At 58.5% G+C, this 17524-nt stretch carries 15 protein-coding genes and 2 pseudogenes; 7 read left to right on the top strand and 10 right to left on the bottom strand.

What is annotated here, in order from left to right; all coding sequences use genetic code 11:
• Positions 1-11: 11 nt before the first annotated feature.
• On the bottom strand, positions 12-1514 hold the full coding sequence (locus EJ073_RS14365) for a PAS domain S-box protein (protein ID WP_126056313.1): 1503 nt from the start codon (positions 1512-1514) through the stop codon (positions 12-14).
• Between the two features lie 241 nt (positions 1515-1755).
• On the opposite strand from EJ073_RS14365, the pseudogene EJ073_RS32135 reads away from it, so the two are divergent.
• Positions 1756-1987, top strand: a pseudogene (locus EJ073_RS32135) (short-chain dehydrogenase/reductase); the annotation flags it as partial.
• Between the two features lie 77 nt (positions 1988-2064).
• Here EJ073_RS32135 and EJ073_RS14355 read toward each other — a convergent pair.
• The 3 genes from EJ073_RS14355 to EJ073_RS14345 all read right to left on the bottom strand — a co-directional run bounded on the left by EJ073_RS14355 (position 2065) and on the right by EJ073_RS14345 (position 5659).
• Positions 2065-3471, bottom strand: coding sequence for a hypothetical protein (locus tag EJ073_RS14355; protein ID WP_126056312.1), 1407 nt, complete (start codon positions 3469-3471; stop codon positions 2065-2067).
• Complete coding sequence (locus EJ073_RS14350) at positions 3468-4661, bottom strand: MFS transporter (protein WP_189375301.1); 1194 nt, start codon at positions 4659-4661, stop codon at positions 3468-3470. Before EJ073_RS14350 ends, EJ073_RS14355 begins: the two co-directional genes overlap by 4 nt.
• Positions 4662-4768: 107 nt before the next feature.
• On the bottom strand, positions 4769-5659 hold the full coding sequence (locus tag EJ073_RS14345) for an AraC family transcriptional regulator (protein ID WP_245455598.1): 891 nt from the start codon (positions 5657-5659) through the stop codon (positions 4769-4771).
• A 266-nt stretch (positions 5660-5925) separates the two neighbouring features.
• Here EJ073_RS14345 and EJ073_RS14340 point away from each other — a divergent pair, with 266 nt between their 5' ends.
• The 3 genes from EJ073_RS14340 (at position 5926) to EJ073_RS14320 (ending at position 10160) form a co-directional block, all read left to right on the top strand.
• Positions 5926-6912 (top strand): class I SAM-dependent methyltransferase, encoded by a 987-nt coding sequence (locus EJ073_RS14340; RefSeq protein ID WP_126056310.1) that lies wholly within the window; start codon positions 5926-5928, stop codon positions 6910-6912.
• A gap of 129 nt (positions 6913-7041) precedes the next feature.
• On the top strand, positions 7042-7983 hold the full coding sequence (locus tag EJ073_RS14335) for a LysR family transcriptional regulator (protein WP_126056309.1): 942 nt from the start codon (positions 7042-7044) through the stop codon (positions 7981-7983).
• 788 nt (positions 7984-8771) lie between these two features.
• Entirely contained in the window at positions 8772-10160 is a 1389-nt protein-coding gene (locus EJ073_RS14320; protein ID WP_126056306.1) for a DUF6600 domain-containing protein, read from the top strand.
• Positions 10161-11412: 1252 nt separating this feature from the next.
• Here the strand turns inward: EJ073_RS14320 and EJ073_RS14310 are convergent.
• Both EJ073_RS14310 and EJ073_RS14305 read right to left on the bottom strand, forming a co-directional pair.
• The gene (locus tag EJ073_RS14310; RefSeq protein WP_210211295.1) at positions 11413-12003 is read right to left on the bottom strand and encodes a DUF6766 family protein; all 591 of its coding nucleotides are present in this window, start codon (positions 12001-12003) and stop codon (positions 11413-11415) included.
• Positions 12004-12500: 497 nt separating this feature from the next.
• The gene (locus EJ073_RS14305) at positions 12501-12869 is read right to left on the bottom strand and encodes a low affinity iron permease family protein (RefSeq protein ID WP_126056304.1); all 369 of its coding nucleotides are present in this window, start codon (positions 12867-12869) and stop codon (positions 12501-12503) included.
• Positions 12870-13011: 142 nt separating this feature from the next.
• Here EJ073_RS14305 and EJ073_RS31555 point away from each other — a divergent pair, with 142 nt between their 5' ends.
• The 3 genes from EJ073_RS31555 to EJ073_RS14295 all read left to right on the top strand — a co-directional run bounded on the left by EJ073_RS31555 (position 13012) and on the right by EJ073_RS14295 (position 13911).
• Entirely contained in the window at positions 13012-13185 is a 174-nt protein-coding gene (locus tag EJ073_RS31555; protein ID WP_189362920.1) for a hypothetical protein, read from the top strand.
• Positions 13182-13496: a DUF982 domain-containing protein gene (locus EJ073_RS14300; RefSeq protein WP_126056303.1), complete on the top strand. Its 315-nt coding sequence runs from the start codon at positions 13182-13184 to the stop codon at positions 13494-13496. Before EJ073_RS31555 ends, EJ073_RS14300 begins: the two co-directional genes overlap by 4 nt.
• 91 nt (positions 13497-13587) lie before the next feature.
• Entirely contained in the window at positions 13588-13911 is a 324-nt protein-coding gene (locus tag EJ073_RS14295; RefSeq protein ID WP_126056302.1) for a hypothetical protein, read from the top strand.
• A 926-nt stretch (positions 13912-14837) separates the two neighbouring features.
• Here EJ073_RS14295 and EJ073_RS14290 read toward each other — a convergent pair.
• From EJ073_RS14290 to EJ073_RS32125, 4 genes and pseudogenes are all read right to left on the bottom strand, one after another.
• Entirely contained in the window at positions 14838-15026 is a 189-nt protein-coding gene (locus EJ073_RS14290; protein WP_126056301.1) for a DUF3606 domain-containing protein, read from the bottom strand.
• 271 nt (positions 15027-15297) lie between these two features.
• Positions 15298-15804: a ferritin-like domain-containing protein gene (locus tag EJ073_RS14285; protein WP_126056300.1), complete on the bottom strand. Its 507-nt coding sequence runs from the start codon at positions 15802-15804 to the stop codon at positions 15298-15300.
• A gap of 66 nt (positions 15805-15870) precedes the next feature.
• A pseudogene (locus tag EJ073_RS32130) lies at positions 15871-15945 on the bottom strand (KGG domain-containing protein); the annotation flags it as partial.
• Between the two features lie 1033 nt (positions 15946-16978).
• Positions 16979-17335, bottom strand: a complete 357-nt coding sequence (locus EJ073_RS32125) for a hypothetical protein (RefSeq protein ID WP_245455596.1) — start codon at positions 17333-17335, stop codon at positions 16979-16981.
• Between the last annotated feature and the right edge of the window lie 189 nt (positions 17336-17524).

The following is a 17524-nucleotide window of genomic DNA, read 5'->3' as shown; positions in this document are numbered from 1 at the left end:
CGGCTCGGGCATCAGGCCGAGAATCTTCCAATATCGATCGTGATCTCAAGGACAATTCCGGCCGGGTCCCAACCTCGTACGAATCCGCCAAGCTCACTCGCCGCGGCGCGGATCAAGCGGCTCCCGAAACCTTCGTCTTCGGTTGCGACCGGAGATGGTCCTCCTACCTCCCTCCATTGGACAGTCACCTTACCGTCGCTATTGGAGCAAGCGATCTCTATGGAGCCGGCGGCCGCCGAGAGGCTGCCATGTTTGGCAGCGTTGGTGGCGAATTCGTGTAGCAAAAGAGAAAGCGGCGTGATCATCGCTGAAGGCACCGGCATATCGATGCCACTGATCGCGAAGCGGGGATGCTCGTCAGCTCCATGGCGGTATGGCGCGAGGATAGCGGCGATCAATGCATGTAGGCTCGTCGCGACCTGAACAGAGGGGCCAGTCGAGGGGAGCATCGTCAGCGCATGCGCCCGCGCGAGGGCGCCGAGCCGGTCAGAAACGGTGGAGGCGAGCGCGGCCGGCGTTTCAGCGGCTGACGCACTCAAATTGACGATGGAGCTTGCGATGGCAAAGAGATTCTTCACGCGGTGGTCCATCTCGCGAAGCAGCAGCTCCCGCTGCTCTTGCGCGCGCAGTCGCTCGGAAATGTCACGGGCGATCTTGGACGCACCGACAATTGCGCCAGACGCGTCCGCGATTGGGGAAACGGTCAAAGAGATGGGAATGCTGCTGCCATCCTTGCACAGGCGAACGGTCTCGAAATGCTCGACATGCTCTCCATTGCGAATGCGCGCCAGAATCTCCCGCTCCTCATTCTGGCGATCGGGCGGTATCAGCAACATGAGCGGACGTCCGATCATTTCCTTGCGGCCGTAGCCGTAGAGACGCTCGGCGCCGCTGTTCCAGTCCGTGACGATGCCATCCGTATCGGTCGCGATGATTGCATCATCCGAGGATTCGACGAGCGCGCTCAGTCGCGCTGCCGTTGTTTCCGCCCGCTTCCGTTCGATGGCAAACCCGAGTTGACGGGCAATGGTCAAAGCAAGTTCGCGTTCACGATCTGCGAAGCGATGGGGTGCTGGATAGTAGACCATGAACTTGCCGACGAGCTCGTGGGAGCTGGCAAGCGGGATAAAGGCCAGCGCTTCGATTCCCTCGCCAAGGACCGTGTCGATGAGTTGCCGAGATTCACCGCTGAGACGAATATCCTCGACAAGGATTGGCTCGGCATTGTGCTCCCCGCGCGTCCACGGCGTGTGGCCGTTAACTGCCTCGCGGTATTCTTCAGAGAGTGAGCGCCACGCGACGAAGCTCATGACGCCGTGGCTGTCAAATCTCAGGATCGAGGCGCGCGACGAACCGAGCGCGTCGCATATGGCATCAAGTGCTGCATCGTAGATCTCGCCAAGGCCATTGGCTCGGTAAAGTCGGTCCGTGAGGCGAAAGAGGACGGCTTGCTCGCGGACAATATCGCCGTCGGCTGGCTCACGCCGGCCTTGCCCCATGGCCGCATCACTCATGGCCCTTTGCCTGCATGGCTCTACCCCCGGACGGTTCTATTGAAGTTCGACCAAATCCTCGACCAAACCACCTAACTTAGCACCGCGTCCACGGCCCATGTCCTTGGACTGCCGATTACGACCCCGACTATGCCAAACAATATGCGCCTTGCGCAGTTTCGCAATAGTGACTTCGGGTGTGACGTTGAGGACCGTCAAAAACATTCGTTATCGCTTGCTTGGGCCCTCGGGGACTGACTTCGACATCCGATACGCCGCCCGCGCAGGCATGATGTCGCCGTTCGGAAAGCGATGGAAAAAGGCGACTTGCCCGAAGTGGTCGCCAAGATGGTTCTGGCGGCCGCAACCGATCCTACGCCGAAGCTGCGCTCGCAGCGGGAAAGATGGCGCGCCAGGTCAGTTTCCTACGCCGTTTCGTGCCCCCATCGGCTTTCGACAAAAGCCTGCGGAAGCAACTCGGGCTGCCGGTCTGAAGTGATTCGCTCCGACTGCGTGTGGCCCCGATGGAGACGCTGGACTGAGCGTGATGTCCTGCGCGTACTGCTTTTGCTCAGGAAAAGGCCCATTCCGCATCAGTGGGGGAGATCGCCTGCTCGCCCAACTGTCTGCTAAGCTCTTGCCACGACGCGTCCGAAACGAAACTGGTCATACTTCCACAGGCTTTTGCGAAGGGAATTTTTCCGAGCCGGTCCATGATATCGCTGGACACGGCCATGTCTCCGTTTCGAAAAATGTCCAAGAGATCGTCATCGCACTCAATTACTCGGTGTCCCCAAGCGCCAGGTAGATCATCGGCCACGAGAGCCTCCCGCAGATCGGCATCCACATCTCCAGCCTCGAGTGCGCGGCAGACCACATAGCGCATGAGGGGGTAGTAGACCGGCTGATGACTGCCTCCGAGCGCGCGGACGCCCGGCAGGACCGACACGACCAGAAACATGAGGAGGAGATTCGGAATTAGACTGCGGTCGGCCAACCGCTCGATGATTTCGGAAGCCTCGAAGCGAACCATCTTCAACCCTGTTGCCGGATTGACGAGTTCGCCAGCGACCAGCCGCAGTGGCAGGCGCCTGCCGTTTTGATAGAACCAGAAGAAGTCGGTACCGCGCGCGAGCCAGCCACTCCAGGGGCCGTCTGCAAGCCTGTCGATCTCTGCAAGCATATTCAACGCGAGCCTTGGGTCTTCCAGCAGCCTCGTACGCAGCCAGGAGTTCTTTTCCGACAGATGGTCCGCCACCAGGTCGGCAATATCCTCGTCGTCAATCTGCAAGAACGTAAAGCGGCTTCCAAACAGCTTCGGCCACAGGCTGCAATTGGCTTCCTTTATGGCATGTGCTGGCCGTTCGAATTGGCCCTTCGGCAGAAGATTGTGAAGTACCGCAAGCGCGGCTGGCTCAGCGCCTTGTTCCGCAGGCACCAGTTCGAACCGATAGGCTCCAGGCCCAGTCAGAAGGCTGTACCCGATCATGCGGCTTCGAGTGAGGCCGAAGACGTTGATCGGCGTCTGATCAATTGTGAGCCAGCCCGGGCCCTTGCGAGCCCTTTCAACGAGGCTCACCGTGGAAACGGCATAGGACAGGTAGGTAGAGCAGCCATGCGCCGCGAGGCCCACGAGGCTAAGGATGTGAGTGTAGTAAGCCTCCGGGTCCATCAGGAGCAGCAGGTGAGGACCCGTCTGCAAAACGCGACGCTCTTCAAATTCCCTGCAGATTTCTGCGACCGCGCCGATCGGCAATCCATTTCGCTTCCCCGCGTTTTTGATCGCGTCGAGCAGCTTGGCCAGAGCGTATTGCCGACTTTCAGGCATGGCTGTCGAAACTGGTGCCTCGTACAGCCTGGCCGCGTAGTCGCGGATCGGACGGGAATAGTAGTGTTGCATCCACGGGTAGAGTGTCGCCAGCGATCTGAGTGCGGCCTGTTTCGCTCCTGCGGCTCCTGCTAGCTCATGCACGTTCATGGATCCCCCTCTTGCCGAGCGACGTTGATGCTCAAGGCAGAAACGCCGAACAGAAGCACCACAGCGAAACCGAGGAAAATCGTCGACGGAAAGGCCTGGTCTCCCAAAACGGTTGCGATACTGAAAATGACAAACCCAAGCCCGACTGCGAGGCTGTGCATGGCACCTTTGGCCCTGCCCAAGGCCTTATCGGGTACACGCGACTGCAGTGTGACCTCGACGCTGACCCGGCCCAGATTGTAGAGAAACCCAAGCGCGGCAAACATGGTCAATGTCCAGGGCGCGCGCAGAAGTACCAGCGCCATTAGCGCGAGCGCCGTTAAGCCTAAAACCATGAGGTGCAATGTATGAGGACTTATCGTTCCTGTCAGCCGACTGAGCAGTGCCGCTCCGATCAGAGAACCCGCCGACCAGGCTGCCTCGACGCGAGCGAAGTCCGCGGCGGTGCCCTTCTGTTCTACGAAAACGAAGCTAGATCCCATCACGCTGACCAACACCGCGCCTCCATATAGGAGCGCGTAGACGGCGAAGAGACGAACCAGGCGCCCGTCAATATTGAGAACAAGCCCGTTGACTTTGCGTTCGCCAGACGCCGAGCCGCCACGAATGCAGGACAAGCTTCCCGCCGAAACAAGAAAACATACGGCAAGGAGGACGAACACCAGGGTAGCGGAATGGTCGTTTGGCAACGCACCCACGAGCAGCGCTGCCGCAAGACATCCGAACTGCGTGACGAAGAAGACAATGGAATATGAAGCTGTCAGATCGCCTCCCGCAACGAGAGGGATCATTGACTGCGAACTCGTAAGTGCAACTCGGTCACATAGCGCAAAGGGAATCGCTGAACACCAGATCGCTGGAAACAAGTCCAGATAGGGAAGCGCGCAGGCTGTGGCGAGCATGACGGCAAAGCGACTAACGTCCGCTGCGATGTTCAGCAGTCGTCTGTCAAACCGATCCGCCATTGCGCCAGCCAGGGGGCTCGCGACAAATTCGACAACGCTGACGATCACGAGCAACGTCGCGACACTCGCGCTTCCATACCCTGCTTCGACGAGGGTCCATGAGCATGCGATGTAGTAGCCGTTTCGTCCGACAGACGCGGACAACGCACTGGCAAGGAAGCCAATGAAGGCGCGGGGCTCACGGAGCGTTCCTTTGGCATAATGAAACCGAACTTCGCGTGACATCGGCGGCCCACCCATCCATTGACCGCATGTCATGCCCACTCCGGCGATGTCTGATTTAACGGGATGCCGAGCCTTTCAATTCCTTGCTGAAATAATAGGGGCTCGGGCTAGATCCTGGACTTGCGCCGAAACTCTATCGGGTTCGTGCCAAAGGCGCGTTTGAACGCGGTCGTGAGGTGGCTTGAGCTTGCGAAGCCGCATTCCATCGCGATTTTTGTCGCCGACAAATCCGTCGACCGCAACATGTCCGCGGACTGTACCAACCGGCGCTGCGCGATGAACGCATGCGGCGTCATTCCAGTCGACTGCTTGAACGCCCTGCTGAAATGAAACCGGCTGATACCTAGCTCTTTTGCTAGATCGGCCAGCGTGGGTTTGGCGTCTGGGAATGCCTCAATCATTCCCACGACGCGCTTGAGATCGAAAGTCGTGAGACCGCCTTTTGCCGGCTTGCGGCCGGTTCGGTTCAACCTGACCATTTGCACGAACAATTGCGTGACCTGACTCTCCACCATCGTCTTGCTTATCGGATCAGGAAACCTGAGCTCGGCGGCTATTCTCTGCAACGCCACTTCTATGGTGTTGTCACGAAATCCGATCCACGGGGGCAGTCCCGTCAGGCAATCGGGTGCAAATCCTTGGAAGGTCTCGTCTGCGAACTCCTGCGCGATCGACACGAGGAGGTAGGAGGCGATTGCGTCGCCCTCATCCCAACCAGTCCATTCGCTGCCGGCAGGGATGTAGATAATCGAACCGGGCCGCCTGGCCGAGAAAGAAACCCGGCGACCGTCGACGAAGTCTTCGCCGCGCCGGGCGGCACCCTTCAAGTTCATCAAGAACATATGCCGGGGGTGGGCAATTCTCGTTTCTTGCCGCTCTAAACCCGTTCTCTTAATTAAGTCTGCGCGTATGTTCCCCCAGCTCTCATATTGGTGAGCAAGGGTTCGGTGCCGCGAGCGGCGCAATGTGGTCGGGTCGAGGCAAAAAATATCCGCCAATCGAAGCGACTCCTTCGGAGACTACTCATCCTCCTGTTTGTGCATAACCATAGGTTGTTGAACAACTCACAAATAATTCAGAGTTGTCGGTTGATGTGGCGCGAGCGAAAAAATCGCAATTCGATGGAAGCCGCTTCTACAAGGCCATTCTATTCGTCGCCTCCGCTGATACTCGACCACCAAGAATATTACTCGGCGCTAATCTTCGTGCCGTTGTCGAGTTGAGGCATCTCACCGATCACACGGGTAGTGGGAGGCACAATTCGATGCGAGGACTCGACGACTTTCTGGCCGAATGCGACCACGGCCCGCGGATCAACGAACTGTCGGGCTTTTTCGCGACGACGGCAGCCGGCGAAAGCGGAATGCCTACACGCAAGCCCGAGGTCGATTCCAGGCTTCTTCCGAACGATAACCTCATTCGCGACTTGATCAGCTTGCATGCGGCACGACAAGGCTTCTTCGATCAGCACTATCACAGCAGCATTCCCTACCGGCTGGAGGAGGAGTGTCGGATGGCCCACGGCGTGCTGAGATATGCACGAATTCGCGGTGCCCCGCTGTCGTTATATAGCCTTGGCACAGCGGAGGGCACCATGGCGAGAACACTGTCGGAGTTGTCCCGCGGGCAAATCCACAGCCTCTCCTGCAGTCCTAACGCGGAAAACTACAAGTGCTTCATGGCATATGGCGAACCGCCAGACGCCGAGTTCTTTGTCGGCCCGTTCCATCGGCTGACCAAGGCCGTCCTCAATTCAAACGCCCGATTGGGCAAATTCGCTTCCGGATTCGATATAATCCTCGAAGATACCACCTTTCAAATGTACTCGCCGAACAGACCTAAACAGATTGAGTTCGTGGCGCAGCATCTCAAGGAAGGAGGCATCTTCGTATTCCTCGAGAAATTTCGGGCGGTTGAGGACAGCGACTATCAGCGCCGCGAGTGCCAGAAGGATTTTGGCTTCAAGGCTCGCTACTTCCAGGTAGAGCAGATCGAGGCAAAGAAGACCGCGGTGCTGACCACGATGTTCAACAACGAGGTGACGCTTGAGGAGATGTCGCGCGCTGTAGGGACGCATTTCAAACACTGCGTCATGACCTGGAACAGCGGAAATTTCTGCAGCCTTGCGGCGAGCAACAGCCGGGAAAATCTTAACCTGTACGTCTCGCAGATGGCGGACCCGGCCATTCCACATGAGTATGTCTACGAAGCGGGCTTGTATCGAAGCCTAACGGATCATGCCGTCTCGTGAATGTGCCTCGGCGAATTTCTTCAGCCGCGCGCACGGAGGGAACCTATTGCCTGCCTTTTGCACCAAAGAAGAGATTCGAGCGCGTTGCGCCGAAACTGACACGATCTCTGTCCGCAAAGCGCCCGAGGCATGACGCCGAACGGCAACGCGTTGCGGCTACTGGCCTACGCCCTTGCAGCGGTCGATCATGGCAGCCTGAGGCGGGCGGCAAGGGCGATGAGGGTTCGAGAATCCTCCGTGAGCCGAAACATCGTCAAGCTCGAACAACACTTGGAAGTGCAATTGTTCGAACGCGATGTCCGCGGAGTTCGTTTGACGGAGCCGGGTCGAGCCTGGATCGATGTTGTGCGAGCTCACTACGAAGGCTTGCTGGACGCTTTCAATGACCGTGTCGGAGACAAGGACGCAAAGACGCTCCGGATTGGATTGTGTTGTGTGAGGGGAGGAGAATTCCTCAGAGGCATCATCGCTCGCTTCGGCAGCCTCTGTCCGGACGTGAGCTTTAGCATCGAGGATGTTCCCGCGGGGCGGTGGCTGTCAGCCATACGCCGCCGCCACCTCGACCTCGTGTTCACTCACGACTTTGGCGCCGTACCTTCCTGTTGCAGCGAGGTGTTTTGGCAAGAGCGCCTCTTCGTCCTCTTGCCGTCGTCTCACTCGCTCGTCGACAGGCCCGTGGTCGCATGGTCCGATCTTGCAGAAATGTGCCTGCTCGTTCCAGTCGGGCCAGAGGGGCCGCTATTCGACCTGCGACTGTTGGAGCGCATCGCAGCAACCGGCGGCCCGGCAGTGCAGACGTGCCGAGCGAACCAAGCGACGGTCGCTCTCAAGGTGCAACTTGGGGAGGGCGTTACCTTGGCCGAGGAAAGCTGTGCCAGGACGACCGCTATCGAATCCACGATGTGGAAACCGCTGGCAGGGCAAAACAGTGTCAGCTCAATCAGGGCTGTCTGGCTCGACTCGAATCCAAAGCGTTCTGTGCTCCGGTTGGTTGCTGTTGCCAGGAATAGGGCAGGGGATACGCCCGGTAATTCGGGAACAAATGCTGCTCAACCTGGGCGAAGCACATGAGCGGTGGTTCAGCCTCTGGCGAGGACGGCGGGCTGATGCGCGGCCTCAACCAAATCGGCCGCCGCCTGTTCAACCGGATCGGCTGCATGGTCCACCTGTTCGAGCTTCTTGGCTAGCCGCTCGTGCAGCATCGAAAGCCGTGCTGCGTGGTAGATGGCGCTTCGCTTTCGGCCATCCATGTTGAGAGGTGCAAATAACATCGCGACTGCTCTCCTCAGTGTGCATTTGTCGGCGGGACGGCCTTCGGCAGTCGCCTTCTGGCTGCGAGCCGTTGGCGGCTCCGCATACGGGCGCAAAGGGCGAGGCTAACCGCGAGGCCGCAGATCTCGCCGACCATTGCCTCTGCCTGTTTGGGAGATTTTTCTGCTCGCTTCAAGCGTTGCCTGGCGACGGCCTGTTCCAAAACCACAAGTTCAACCATACTGCCGCATCCTCATGGTTAGCTGTCCTTCCAAGAGAACCGCGGGGTACTCCTTTAGTTCCGGGCGCTGCAATGTGGCTGACGCGGATGTCCTCGCCGGATAGCGATCTGACAAGCTGATCATACATCTTGCGAGCCGGAACCCGCCCCACAGATTGAACCATGAGTTGCTTTCGCGCTGCCCTTTCGAAGGCCAGAAAAGGCTACCCGAGTTTGCACCTTCCCTCCCTCGCAGCAACAAGGAGGCTGGCTAGGGCGTTTGGGATGCCAAGCCGTGAGCGGATACGGGCAACGCTGGCAAAGTGGAACAATCCGACAGCCGGCGGGTTTCAAAGATGAAGGGCGATCTGTTTCGGAGGAAACTGGGATGAAACGCGTCCTTGCCCAAAATGCGGTACGACTGATGCTGGGCGGCGTAACCGCCGGTCTGCTCACCATCGTCGAGATTCCCAACCCGATTACGCCATTGTCGCTCGTGTCCGAGGCAGGGGCTGCCACCGACGTTTCAATCAGCACATTCTACCAGGACCTTTCTTCCCATGGTGATTGGGTTTCGTACCACGGAGCGGCCGTTTTCGTACCGGCTGATGTACCTGACGGTTGGCGTCCATATACCCTTGGACACTGGGTCTATACCGAGCAGTATGGCTGGCTCTGGGTATCCGACGAGCCATTCGGCTGGGCGACGTACCATTACGGCCGGTGGGGCTATGCCGACGACATCGGTTGGTACTGGGTCCCGGGCACTCGTTGGGCGCCAGCCTGGGTGAGTTGGCGTCGTGACAGGCAGCACATGATTTGGGCTCCGCTACCGCCGCGTCGTGATCCGGATTTGATTTCAATCGAGGTGACCTTCGACGCGACGCCGGATTTTTACTGGGTCGTTGTCCCCACACGCGGATTCCTTGCGGCGGACATTTCTGTCGTCGTTATCCGTGATGAGCCGGAAATTGTGCGCATTGTCGAGGCGGCTGAGCCGGTTGGCGATGTGACGATCCATAACAACGTGGTGATCAACAAAGTCATAGATGTTGATGTGATCGAGAAAGAGACGAACCAGGAGGTGACTGTCGTCAAGGTCAGCAAGACCGACGCGCCCGAGCAGTCTGGCAAATTGGAAAACAATACGGTCAGGGTCTTTGAAGGCGAGGTGAAAGCCGATGCCGATGCCAAACCAGCTGAGATCAAAGATATTGAGGAGGTGAAGAAGGTTCAGGCTGGCCGGAAATCGAAGCCGACCGAAGGCGCTGCCACGACCGAACAGGCCGAGCCCGAGCAGGCGGCCAAGCCGCAGAAAAAGACGCAGGAACAGCCTGCGGCCGAGCAGCAGCAGGTCGAGCCCGAGCAGGCGGCCAAGCCGCAGAAAAAGGCCAAGGAACAGCCTGCGGCCGAGCAGCAGCAGGTCGAGCCCGAGCAGGCGGCCAAGCCGCAGAAAAAGGCCAAGGAGCAGCCCGCCGCCGAGCAGCAGCAGGCCGAGCCCGAGCAGGCGGCAAAGCCGCAGAAAAAGGCCAAGGAGCAGCCCGCCGCCGAGCAGCAGCAGGGCGAGCCCGAGCAGGCGGCAAAGCCGCAGAAAAAGGCCAAGGAGCAGCCCGCCGCCGAGCAGCAGCAGGGCGAGCCCGAGCAGGCGGCCAAGCCGCAGAAAAAGGCCAAGGAGCAACCCGCCGCCGAGCAGCAGCAGCCGGAGCAGGCGGTGAAACCCAAGCCACAGAAGCAAGAAAAGAAGGCGTGTGATCCGCAGACTGAGGCGAACTGCTAGGTTTGTGGCGGTTAGACTAACCGCTCTTAATGCGGGCACATCTGCGATCCTGGCTTCTATCCTTCGCGGCCACCTGTGGGTGGGCGGTGTGCATTCGTCATTGATCCGAAATGGCGATATGCGCCGAAACCAGGAACTTATGATCTACAAGCCGAGGAGGGTGAACAGAAAAGAGGAGGGTGAACAGAAAATAGGCTCGCGCGCTGAGCGCCTTTTTGGCGATGACTGGCGGTCGAGCGTTTTGGTGAAGACTAGGCTGCTCGCACTGCCAGCAGCGAAGCTGCGAGCAAAGTTACGTGGCGGATATTCCACGAGAAGTCATGGAGCACAACGTCTGCATCAGTAGAAAGTGGTCTCGGATAGCGGCTCCAGGCCAGTGTTACGATAAACTTCGGTCGAGCCAAGGGGCGGGGGAAGACATGAGGGTCGAACGTTGGGTGAGGAGGGGAGCCTGTTTCTGCTCGGGCTCGCAGCAGCTTGGCGCCTTGAGCATGCGTTCAACGCCCTAACCCCACATGCAGTCCTATGCTCTCCTCTTGGCAGTTTTTGGAGCAATCGTGCTCCTTACGGCCTGGCTACCTTTACTGCTCCGAAAGCTTCCGCTTTCGTTGCCAATGCTTTGCATCGGGATCGGGGTTCTTTGGGTTTGGTCACCATTCTCTCCTCTCGTAGGGGTAAACCCACTGGAGAACCGGATACTAACCGAGCGTCTCACAGAGTTCGTTGTGATCGTCGCCCTTATGGGAGCTGGCCTAAAGCTGGATCGGCCCGTGAGTTGGCGGGGTTGGGAGTCCTCGTGGCGCCTTCTTGGCATAGCCATACCTCTGACGATCGCAGGAATTACAATTCTAGGCTGGTCAATTCTCGGGCTTGGCATTGCAATTCCTATTTCAGAGTGTGCCGTAAAGTGGGGGTCGAAAAGGAAAATGGACCGCGCCCTGAAGTTCCTCCGCAAGGGCGATACGCCGGTGATCACGAAGATTGATAGCCCGCAATGTGCAGCCCTTCACCGGCAAGGCCACCACAGCCGTACAGCGGCGTCCCGCAACCGCCCTCGCCGCGCCAGCATGCGCTGGCGGTTGGCGTTTGTTCGGGCGCAATGCTCATGACGTTCAAACCGCCTGCGAGGGCAATGTGATGCGCATGGCCGTACCTTTTGCCGGCGAGCTTTGAACAATGAGCTGACCGCCTATTCTTTCCACCCGCTCCCCGCCTCGGGTTGTTCGGGAACCAGTTAGTATCGCCCCGCTTTCTACTCACCCGTGTCGGAATTTGCCGCATTCACCGGCTTCGATTCCGGGGAGCCCTTGTGTCGGAGGAAGATGGAAAGCAAAACCAGGACCGCCGTAGACAGGAATTCCGACTGCCAGTTCTGGAAGGATTCGAACCACAGCCGAGCGTTGAGAAGATAGGCTGCCAGAGATTGAGGCTGTTCCCCATGGCGGAGCGCTGCTTCGTTTGCGGCCGCCAAGCTTCCCCACCAGTGGAGGGCAAAGGAGACGATAAACAGAACGGCCAGAGCAATGCCCAGCGAGTAGGAATAGAGCCACGACCAAATCGGCCTTCGCCTCCGGGTCGCGAGGCCGAGTTCGTCCTTTGGTCTATGCGGATCCACGGGATTACGGGATTCTGCTGAGCCGCGCTGAAAAAGCATCGCAGTCAGCATCACATAGGCCGACATCTGCAGGAATTCGCTTTCCCAGTTTTCGAACAGGGCCGAGAGAAACTCACCGCTCTCCAGGTATGCCACCAGCCCGATAGCTGGCGCCCCGTGCTCCCGCAGCTCCTCATTGTTGGCAGCCTGGCCAGACCAGACCATGCCCAGCACACTAAACAGGAACATCGCGACCAGAGCGATGGTCAACCCGTTGTTGCGAAAGAAGGCTCTCAAAACGACTCCTGAGTCAGTTATCTGTGCCTGTCAGCGAGATGAACGTTTCCGACGCTGAATTGGCACGCCAAGCCAATGCTGCCGCGATCAAACGTGGCGATCTGCACTAGCAACGCTTTGGCCCGACCGATTGCGCGGAGCTCGGCATCGCCCGCAAGAGGCTCCGCGTTCGAGGCTAACTCGCTCGCCGCCCTCACCACAGAACGAAACGCGCAGGACCGGCTGCCCATTGTGCCCGATGGCCTCGCCGACATCAGTCCGAACCAGTTGCATGGATGAACCCCGCTTATCTGGTGTATATGGCCACGCGGGCGCCTCCTAGCTGATGCGCACGCCTGCAGCTCAATGTGCATCCAGAGATGAAGTTCCAGCGCATGCCTGGTGCGATTGCACGGCCACAGGGATACCGCGGAGAAGGACGCGCGTCGGCTTCTTCGCAATCGCGTAGTCTACAAATCTCCTGACAGTTTCCTTTGCTTGGCCTGGGCACACGCTGTCCGGAACTTTTCGACCTCCTCCTCCGTCAGATGCTCGATGCCGATAAAGTCGTTCTTGCCTTGGCCGGACCGGATCAACTCATCGAGCTTTGCCTGGATGGCGGCGCCATCGCGGTTCTGTGTGTTCTGAATCAAGAAGACCATCAGAAAGGTAACGATGGTGGTTCCGGTGTTGATGACCAGTTGCCAGGTCTCCGAGTATTGAAACACTGGGCCTGTGGCCGCCCAGGTCAAAACCGATCCCAAGCAAAGCGCGAAGGCCCACGGCCTGCCTGTGGCGTGAGCAACTACTTCCGCCATTCGATTGAACGTCTTTTCCATGACACAAACCTTGGATGATGCTGCGCAACAAACGTTGGTTTAGGGCACCAGTTCCCACCCGATCAGGATCGCGATTTCCGGCAACTTTTGCGCGCTTGCCGAGTTTTGTTTTCCGAGGGTTTCTAGAAGGAAGAGTGTCACCATGGAAGCGACACAAATTCAGCCAGCCGCGGTAGAAGCCGGCTTGGAACGCAAGCGCTGCGCCGACATAGCCGACCTGCAGGCCTTACATTTTGAGCGAAAGAAAATGTTCCCGGTAGCCAGGGCGCTGAAGGCGGTCGCGCAAGAAATTCGCGGCGTCCATTCTCAGGTATGAGCGCGCTGCTCCCCGGCAAGGCCGGCAGGCTCAATCACACGCTGGCAAGGCGGCGCTTCTATTCTCCGGTCTATGTGCAAGCGGGCCGGCCGGACAGGCGTTATGAAGTTAACCACGTCCAGGAAGCGGCCGAGCAACTCGTCAAGTGGTCGAAGCGGGGCCCCGGATGGCACAAGGCAATGATCCTTTGCCTGTCAGCTCTGGAGGGCGATCCAATCGACCCGCAGGTCATACGCAAAGCCTTCGAAGCTGCGGCAAAGGAGGCTGGCATGTTGCTCCGTTCCGACCAAGGCAATGCCAGCCGAGATTAATTCGCTTTCCCGGGAACATCTCTCCCTGAACCCAGTTTTCTCCCTACAGGGTCTGCTGTAAACCTTTTCGGCGATCTGGGAGGAAAACCTGATGAACGTCGCCAACTTGCAACTTGAAGGCCTTCTCATGTCCGTTGCGTCAATCAACAATCTCCTGGTTCACAAGGGAGTTCTTTCGATCGACGAAATTGACAGCGCCCTACAACATGCCGAGGATTCGCTGTTGGACGACGCACGGCTTTACGAGGATATGTCCCCGTCAAATCGCGATGCTGTGTGTTTTCCGCTGAGACTGCTTCAGTTGGCTAACTTGGCTCAGTCGGAAACCGAGATTCCGCCGTTCTCAGAACTTGCTAAAATGGTGGGCGAACTCAAGCAGCCCTATAACGAAAAGAGGGCCGGCATATTGGGCTAAGCGCACGACGCCACTGCGGATTTCCAATCGATTAGATAACGCAGGCGGCCACGAAAGCCATATGCTGTTAACGCCGCGCGCATGCGGCCCTCATGCTCCTACGATCCCGCGGCAGGCGGTCCGAACGTGAGAATGATCAATAGGGCAATAAAAAGCACCGCGCTATCATGGCACCCCACATCAGGATATTTCCGGTGATCCCCGGGGCTGAGACCCTGTTCCGGAAGATTCCGGGCTGGGCGCTCGGAACATTAGCGGGTTCGAATAGTTAGGCCCTTGCGTCGGATGAGGCTGCTTGGAGTTCGGCGTAGGCTGGTGGGGCAAAAACATCAGCCGGCCCGCGTTATCGGTTCCTCCGTAGCGCGGGCTTTTTCATGCCGGAACAATGCGGCCGCCTCGCGGTTTTCATGTTGGCGGCGCATTCCAGATCACAACTCCGTGGCGCCGCCTCGGGCAGCTAGCCCGAAATGGAGCCCGCTCCGGTCCCTCCCGGTGCGGGCTTCGTTTGTGCAATATGATGCGGCCGTGGCCGCCTGGGATGACGATGACAGCAAAGACCCATTCAGAACTAGACCAACGAATAGACCGAACGAGTAGGGCTGCGCGTGAAATTATCAAGATGGAGGCAGCGGCGCGCGCTGAAAGGACCAGAAGGTTGAAGGATTTGCGCGAAGCAAAACAAGCCACTGAGCCGAAGCCTGTGAAGAAGACCTAGGCTTGACACCCGACTGGCACTTAGGAGTCGACATCCAACCGCCGGTGTTTGGGCTGCTCATGCCAAATGACTTGCCGCAGATCGCGCCAGCCGACCGCTTGACCGCACACAAAATGGTCGCCTTCGCTAGCCGGCTGACTGCCGTGTCGCGCGCCGGTAATCGGCGGCCCTAGATCGGAAAGCTTGGTCATTTTGCAAAGTCGATGGCCATCTACCTGTTGCCGAGCTGTTCGGCTGCGCGCTCCAGCGTCCCGCGGTCATTCCCGTGCTTCCTGATAAGCTCGCGAACCTCCGGGATCGTTAGACCGAACCTGCTGGCGAGGTAGCCTACCTCGTATTCTTCATCCCCCGACACGCGGTCGCGGTCGTGATAGTCACGTTTGCTCTTGTCGTCAGTCATGAGATTTTCCTCCTGATGTCAGCGGTTGCTATCTCTTCAGCAACTGACGACAGAGCGCGTGAAACATTGAACAGTTTTAGTCGTTCAAAGGCGCGCGCTCGTTCCTGCAGGATCATTATGCATCGTTGACGTTCCGAGACGGCTTCGGCCGCCGATGCTGCCGGTAACATCACACTAGCTGGTTGTTCAATCGGGAGGTTGGGTGGCATCGGTATGTTCATCGTAGCACCATGCGGCTCCGGACAAGCGCCGGAGCCGCTGTCGAGGGTGGTCAGGCCGCTTGCAGGGCGCGCTCGTTGGCATCGCTCTCGCCCAAAGCGCTGAGCGCTTCGTCGGTCGCCGTCTCTTCTTTGAGGGTTTCGCGCAACAGCGGGAGGGCATCCTTCATGCCGAGTTGTTCCGCCCAGGCGATGAGCGTCCCGTAGCGGGCAATCTCATAATGCTCAACCGACTGTGCGGCACCTACAAGGCCGGCATCGAGGGCGGGCGCCCCCTTATACTCCTCGAGAATCTCCGAGCCTTCTTCCAGAATGCCGTCGATGGCCGGACACGTCTTGCCTCTGGCAGGTTTGCCGAGTTGCTCGAAAACCTGTTCGAGCCGTTCTACCTGGCGTTCTGTTTCCATCCGATGTTTCTCGAATGCAGCGCCTACCTGTTCGGATTGTGCGGCCTTCGCCAGCTTCGGCAATGTCTTCAGGATCTTCTTTTCCGCGTAATAGAGGTCCTTCAGACCATCCACAAACAGGGTTTCCAAACCGTTTTCCGATTTCGTCGGCATTGCGTTTTCTCCTTCTGAATGGCTAAGAAGAAGCGGCGCCTGGGAGCGCCGCTTCCTCTCTCAAGACTGACCACCTTTGCGACCGGCTTCCGAAGCCTTCTCGCGGTCGTCAGCAAAGTTGCCGCTGCCGCCGCGCTGTTGGCCACCGCGTTGCTTGTCATCGGCCTGCTGCTGACCCCGCCTGTCGTCGTCGCGCTGCTGCTCGCCGCCGCTGCCGCGGCGCCGATCCTCATCCCCGGTGTTTTTCCGGCTCTGCTGTCCTGCCTTCACATGCTGTTCGCGATTTCCGCCTTGATTGGCCATGTTCTTCTCCTGCCTTGTTGGTAAGTTTTTCCTAACCATACTCAACTGTGGCCCTCGCGCTCTGTTCCGACGGAAATATTTCGTGATTTGGAATCAGCCTCGGCCGCCCCCTGCGCCCGCCCGCCACAATTCCTGCACGCCCACTCCGAGGTCGGGGAACGGTTGTGCTCGAATCTATGGCCACCGGTAATCAGACAGCGGTAACTCGACGGCGTGGCTGAAAACGACCGCCTTTAGGATCAGGGAAAACGAGCTGCTTGGTGTCGAAATGATTGACCGAACACGACAGCGGCACTTATTGGATTACCCGCACTATAGGCGACCGGATCACTGGCTCCAGGTCATTTGGGAAGTGTGGAGCATCGCCCGGTAGGGCATCGGCTTGGCTTCTTTTCCGATTGGTCAGCGCAGGGAGGAGTTCGCCACCTCTTCCCAGATAACTCTCAAAGGTCACTCATCACTCGACCCCACGCAACTGCCGATCAACGCGTTGCCTACGGCCCAGTTCCGGTTTTCCATGCGAGCGCGGCTCGCCCCCTCCTCATATGCGACTTTGTCCAGACAAGGCGCAGTGCACAGGGAACGGGCGCCCCTCAAATGGACGTAGGTTGACAGCCCCCAAGTCTAAAATTGTCGGGAACTGCGCCGCCTATCACGCGTACCATGTCGAAAATCCCGTTGCCAACCAACCCCTGCAACGGGCTTTACTGGATAGCCCGGCACCGGTCCTGTCGCTCGGTCATGCTGCTGAGCAGCCGGGCTATTCGGTTCTCACCAAATGACTCGCAAATCCCCCAACAGGTATAGGCTATCTTCGTGACCCGACAACCCAAAAGGGGCGTCGATGTTATGTTCTGTCGTTTCCATTAATTCAGGCCAATTCAAGCCGGCAGCGCCCCTGCAGGGACGCAGGGTCCTTGTCGTCGAGGACGAGTATCTGATCGCAGCCGAACTCGAAGAGGCGATCAGGGAAGCTGGCGGCAGGGTAATTGGTCCGGTGGCCAATCCTCAAGATGCTTCGAGGAAAATCGCCAGCGAGGACGTCGAATGCGCCACGGTTGACATAAAGCTGGGTGGTGCCGCGACCTTCGCCGTCGCGGTCGAATTGAAGGCGCACGGTATCCCGTTCATATTCGTCACCGGATATGACCGGACCATTGTCCCAAGCGAATTTTCTGGCGTTCAGCGTCTTGTGAAGCCCGTCAAAACCGATGACGTCATCAGGCATTTAATCGAGCTGACCTAATTCACCGCCTTGTCCCGTCCCACTGGATAGGCGACTTCCTTCCCGGTGACCCCTCGCGCCATCTTTAACAGCCTCAGGCGCAAACTTTTTTCTCGTCAGCGACCTTGTTCCGTCTGGACGCTATATAAGGCGGCGCTAATCACGCCGATGATCGCTTTCTGCTGAGTTTCG

The organism is Mesorhizobium sp. M4B.F.Ca.ET.058.02.1.1 (assembly GCF_003952505.1).
In the GTDB taxonomy this organism is placed as follows: domain Bacteria; phylum Pseudomonadota; class Alphaproteobacteria; order Rhizobiales; family Rhizobiaceae; genus Mesorhizobium.
Note: the sequence above shows the minus strand (reverse complement) of the source record. Positions and strands in the feature narration are given on the sequence as shown.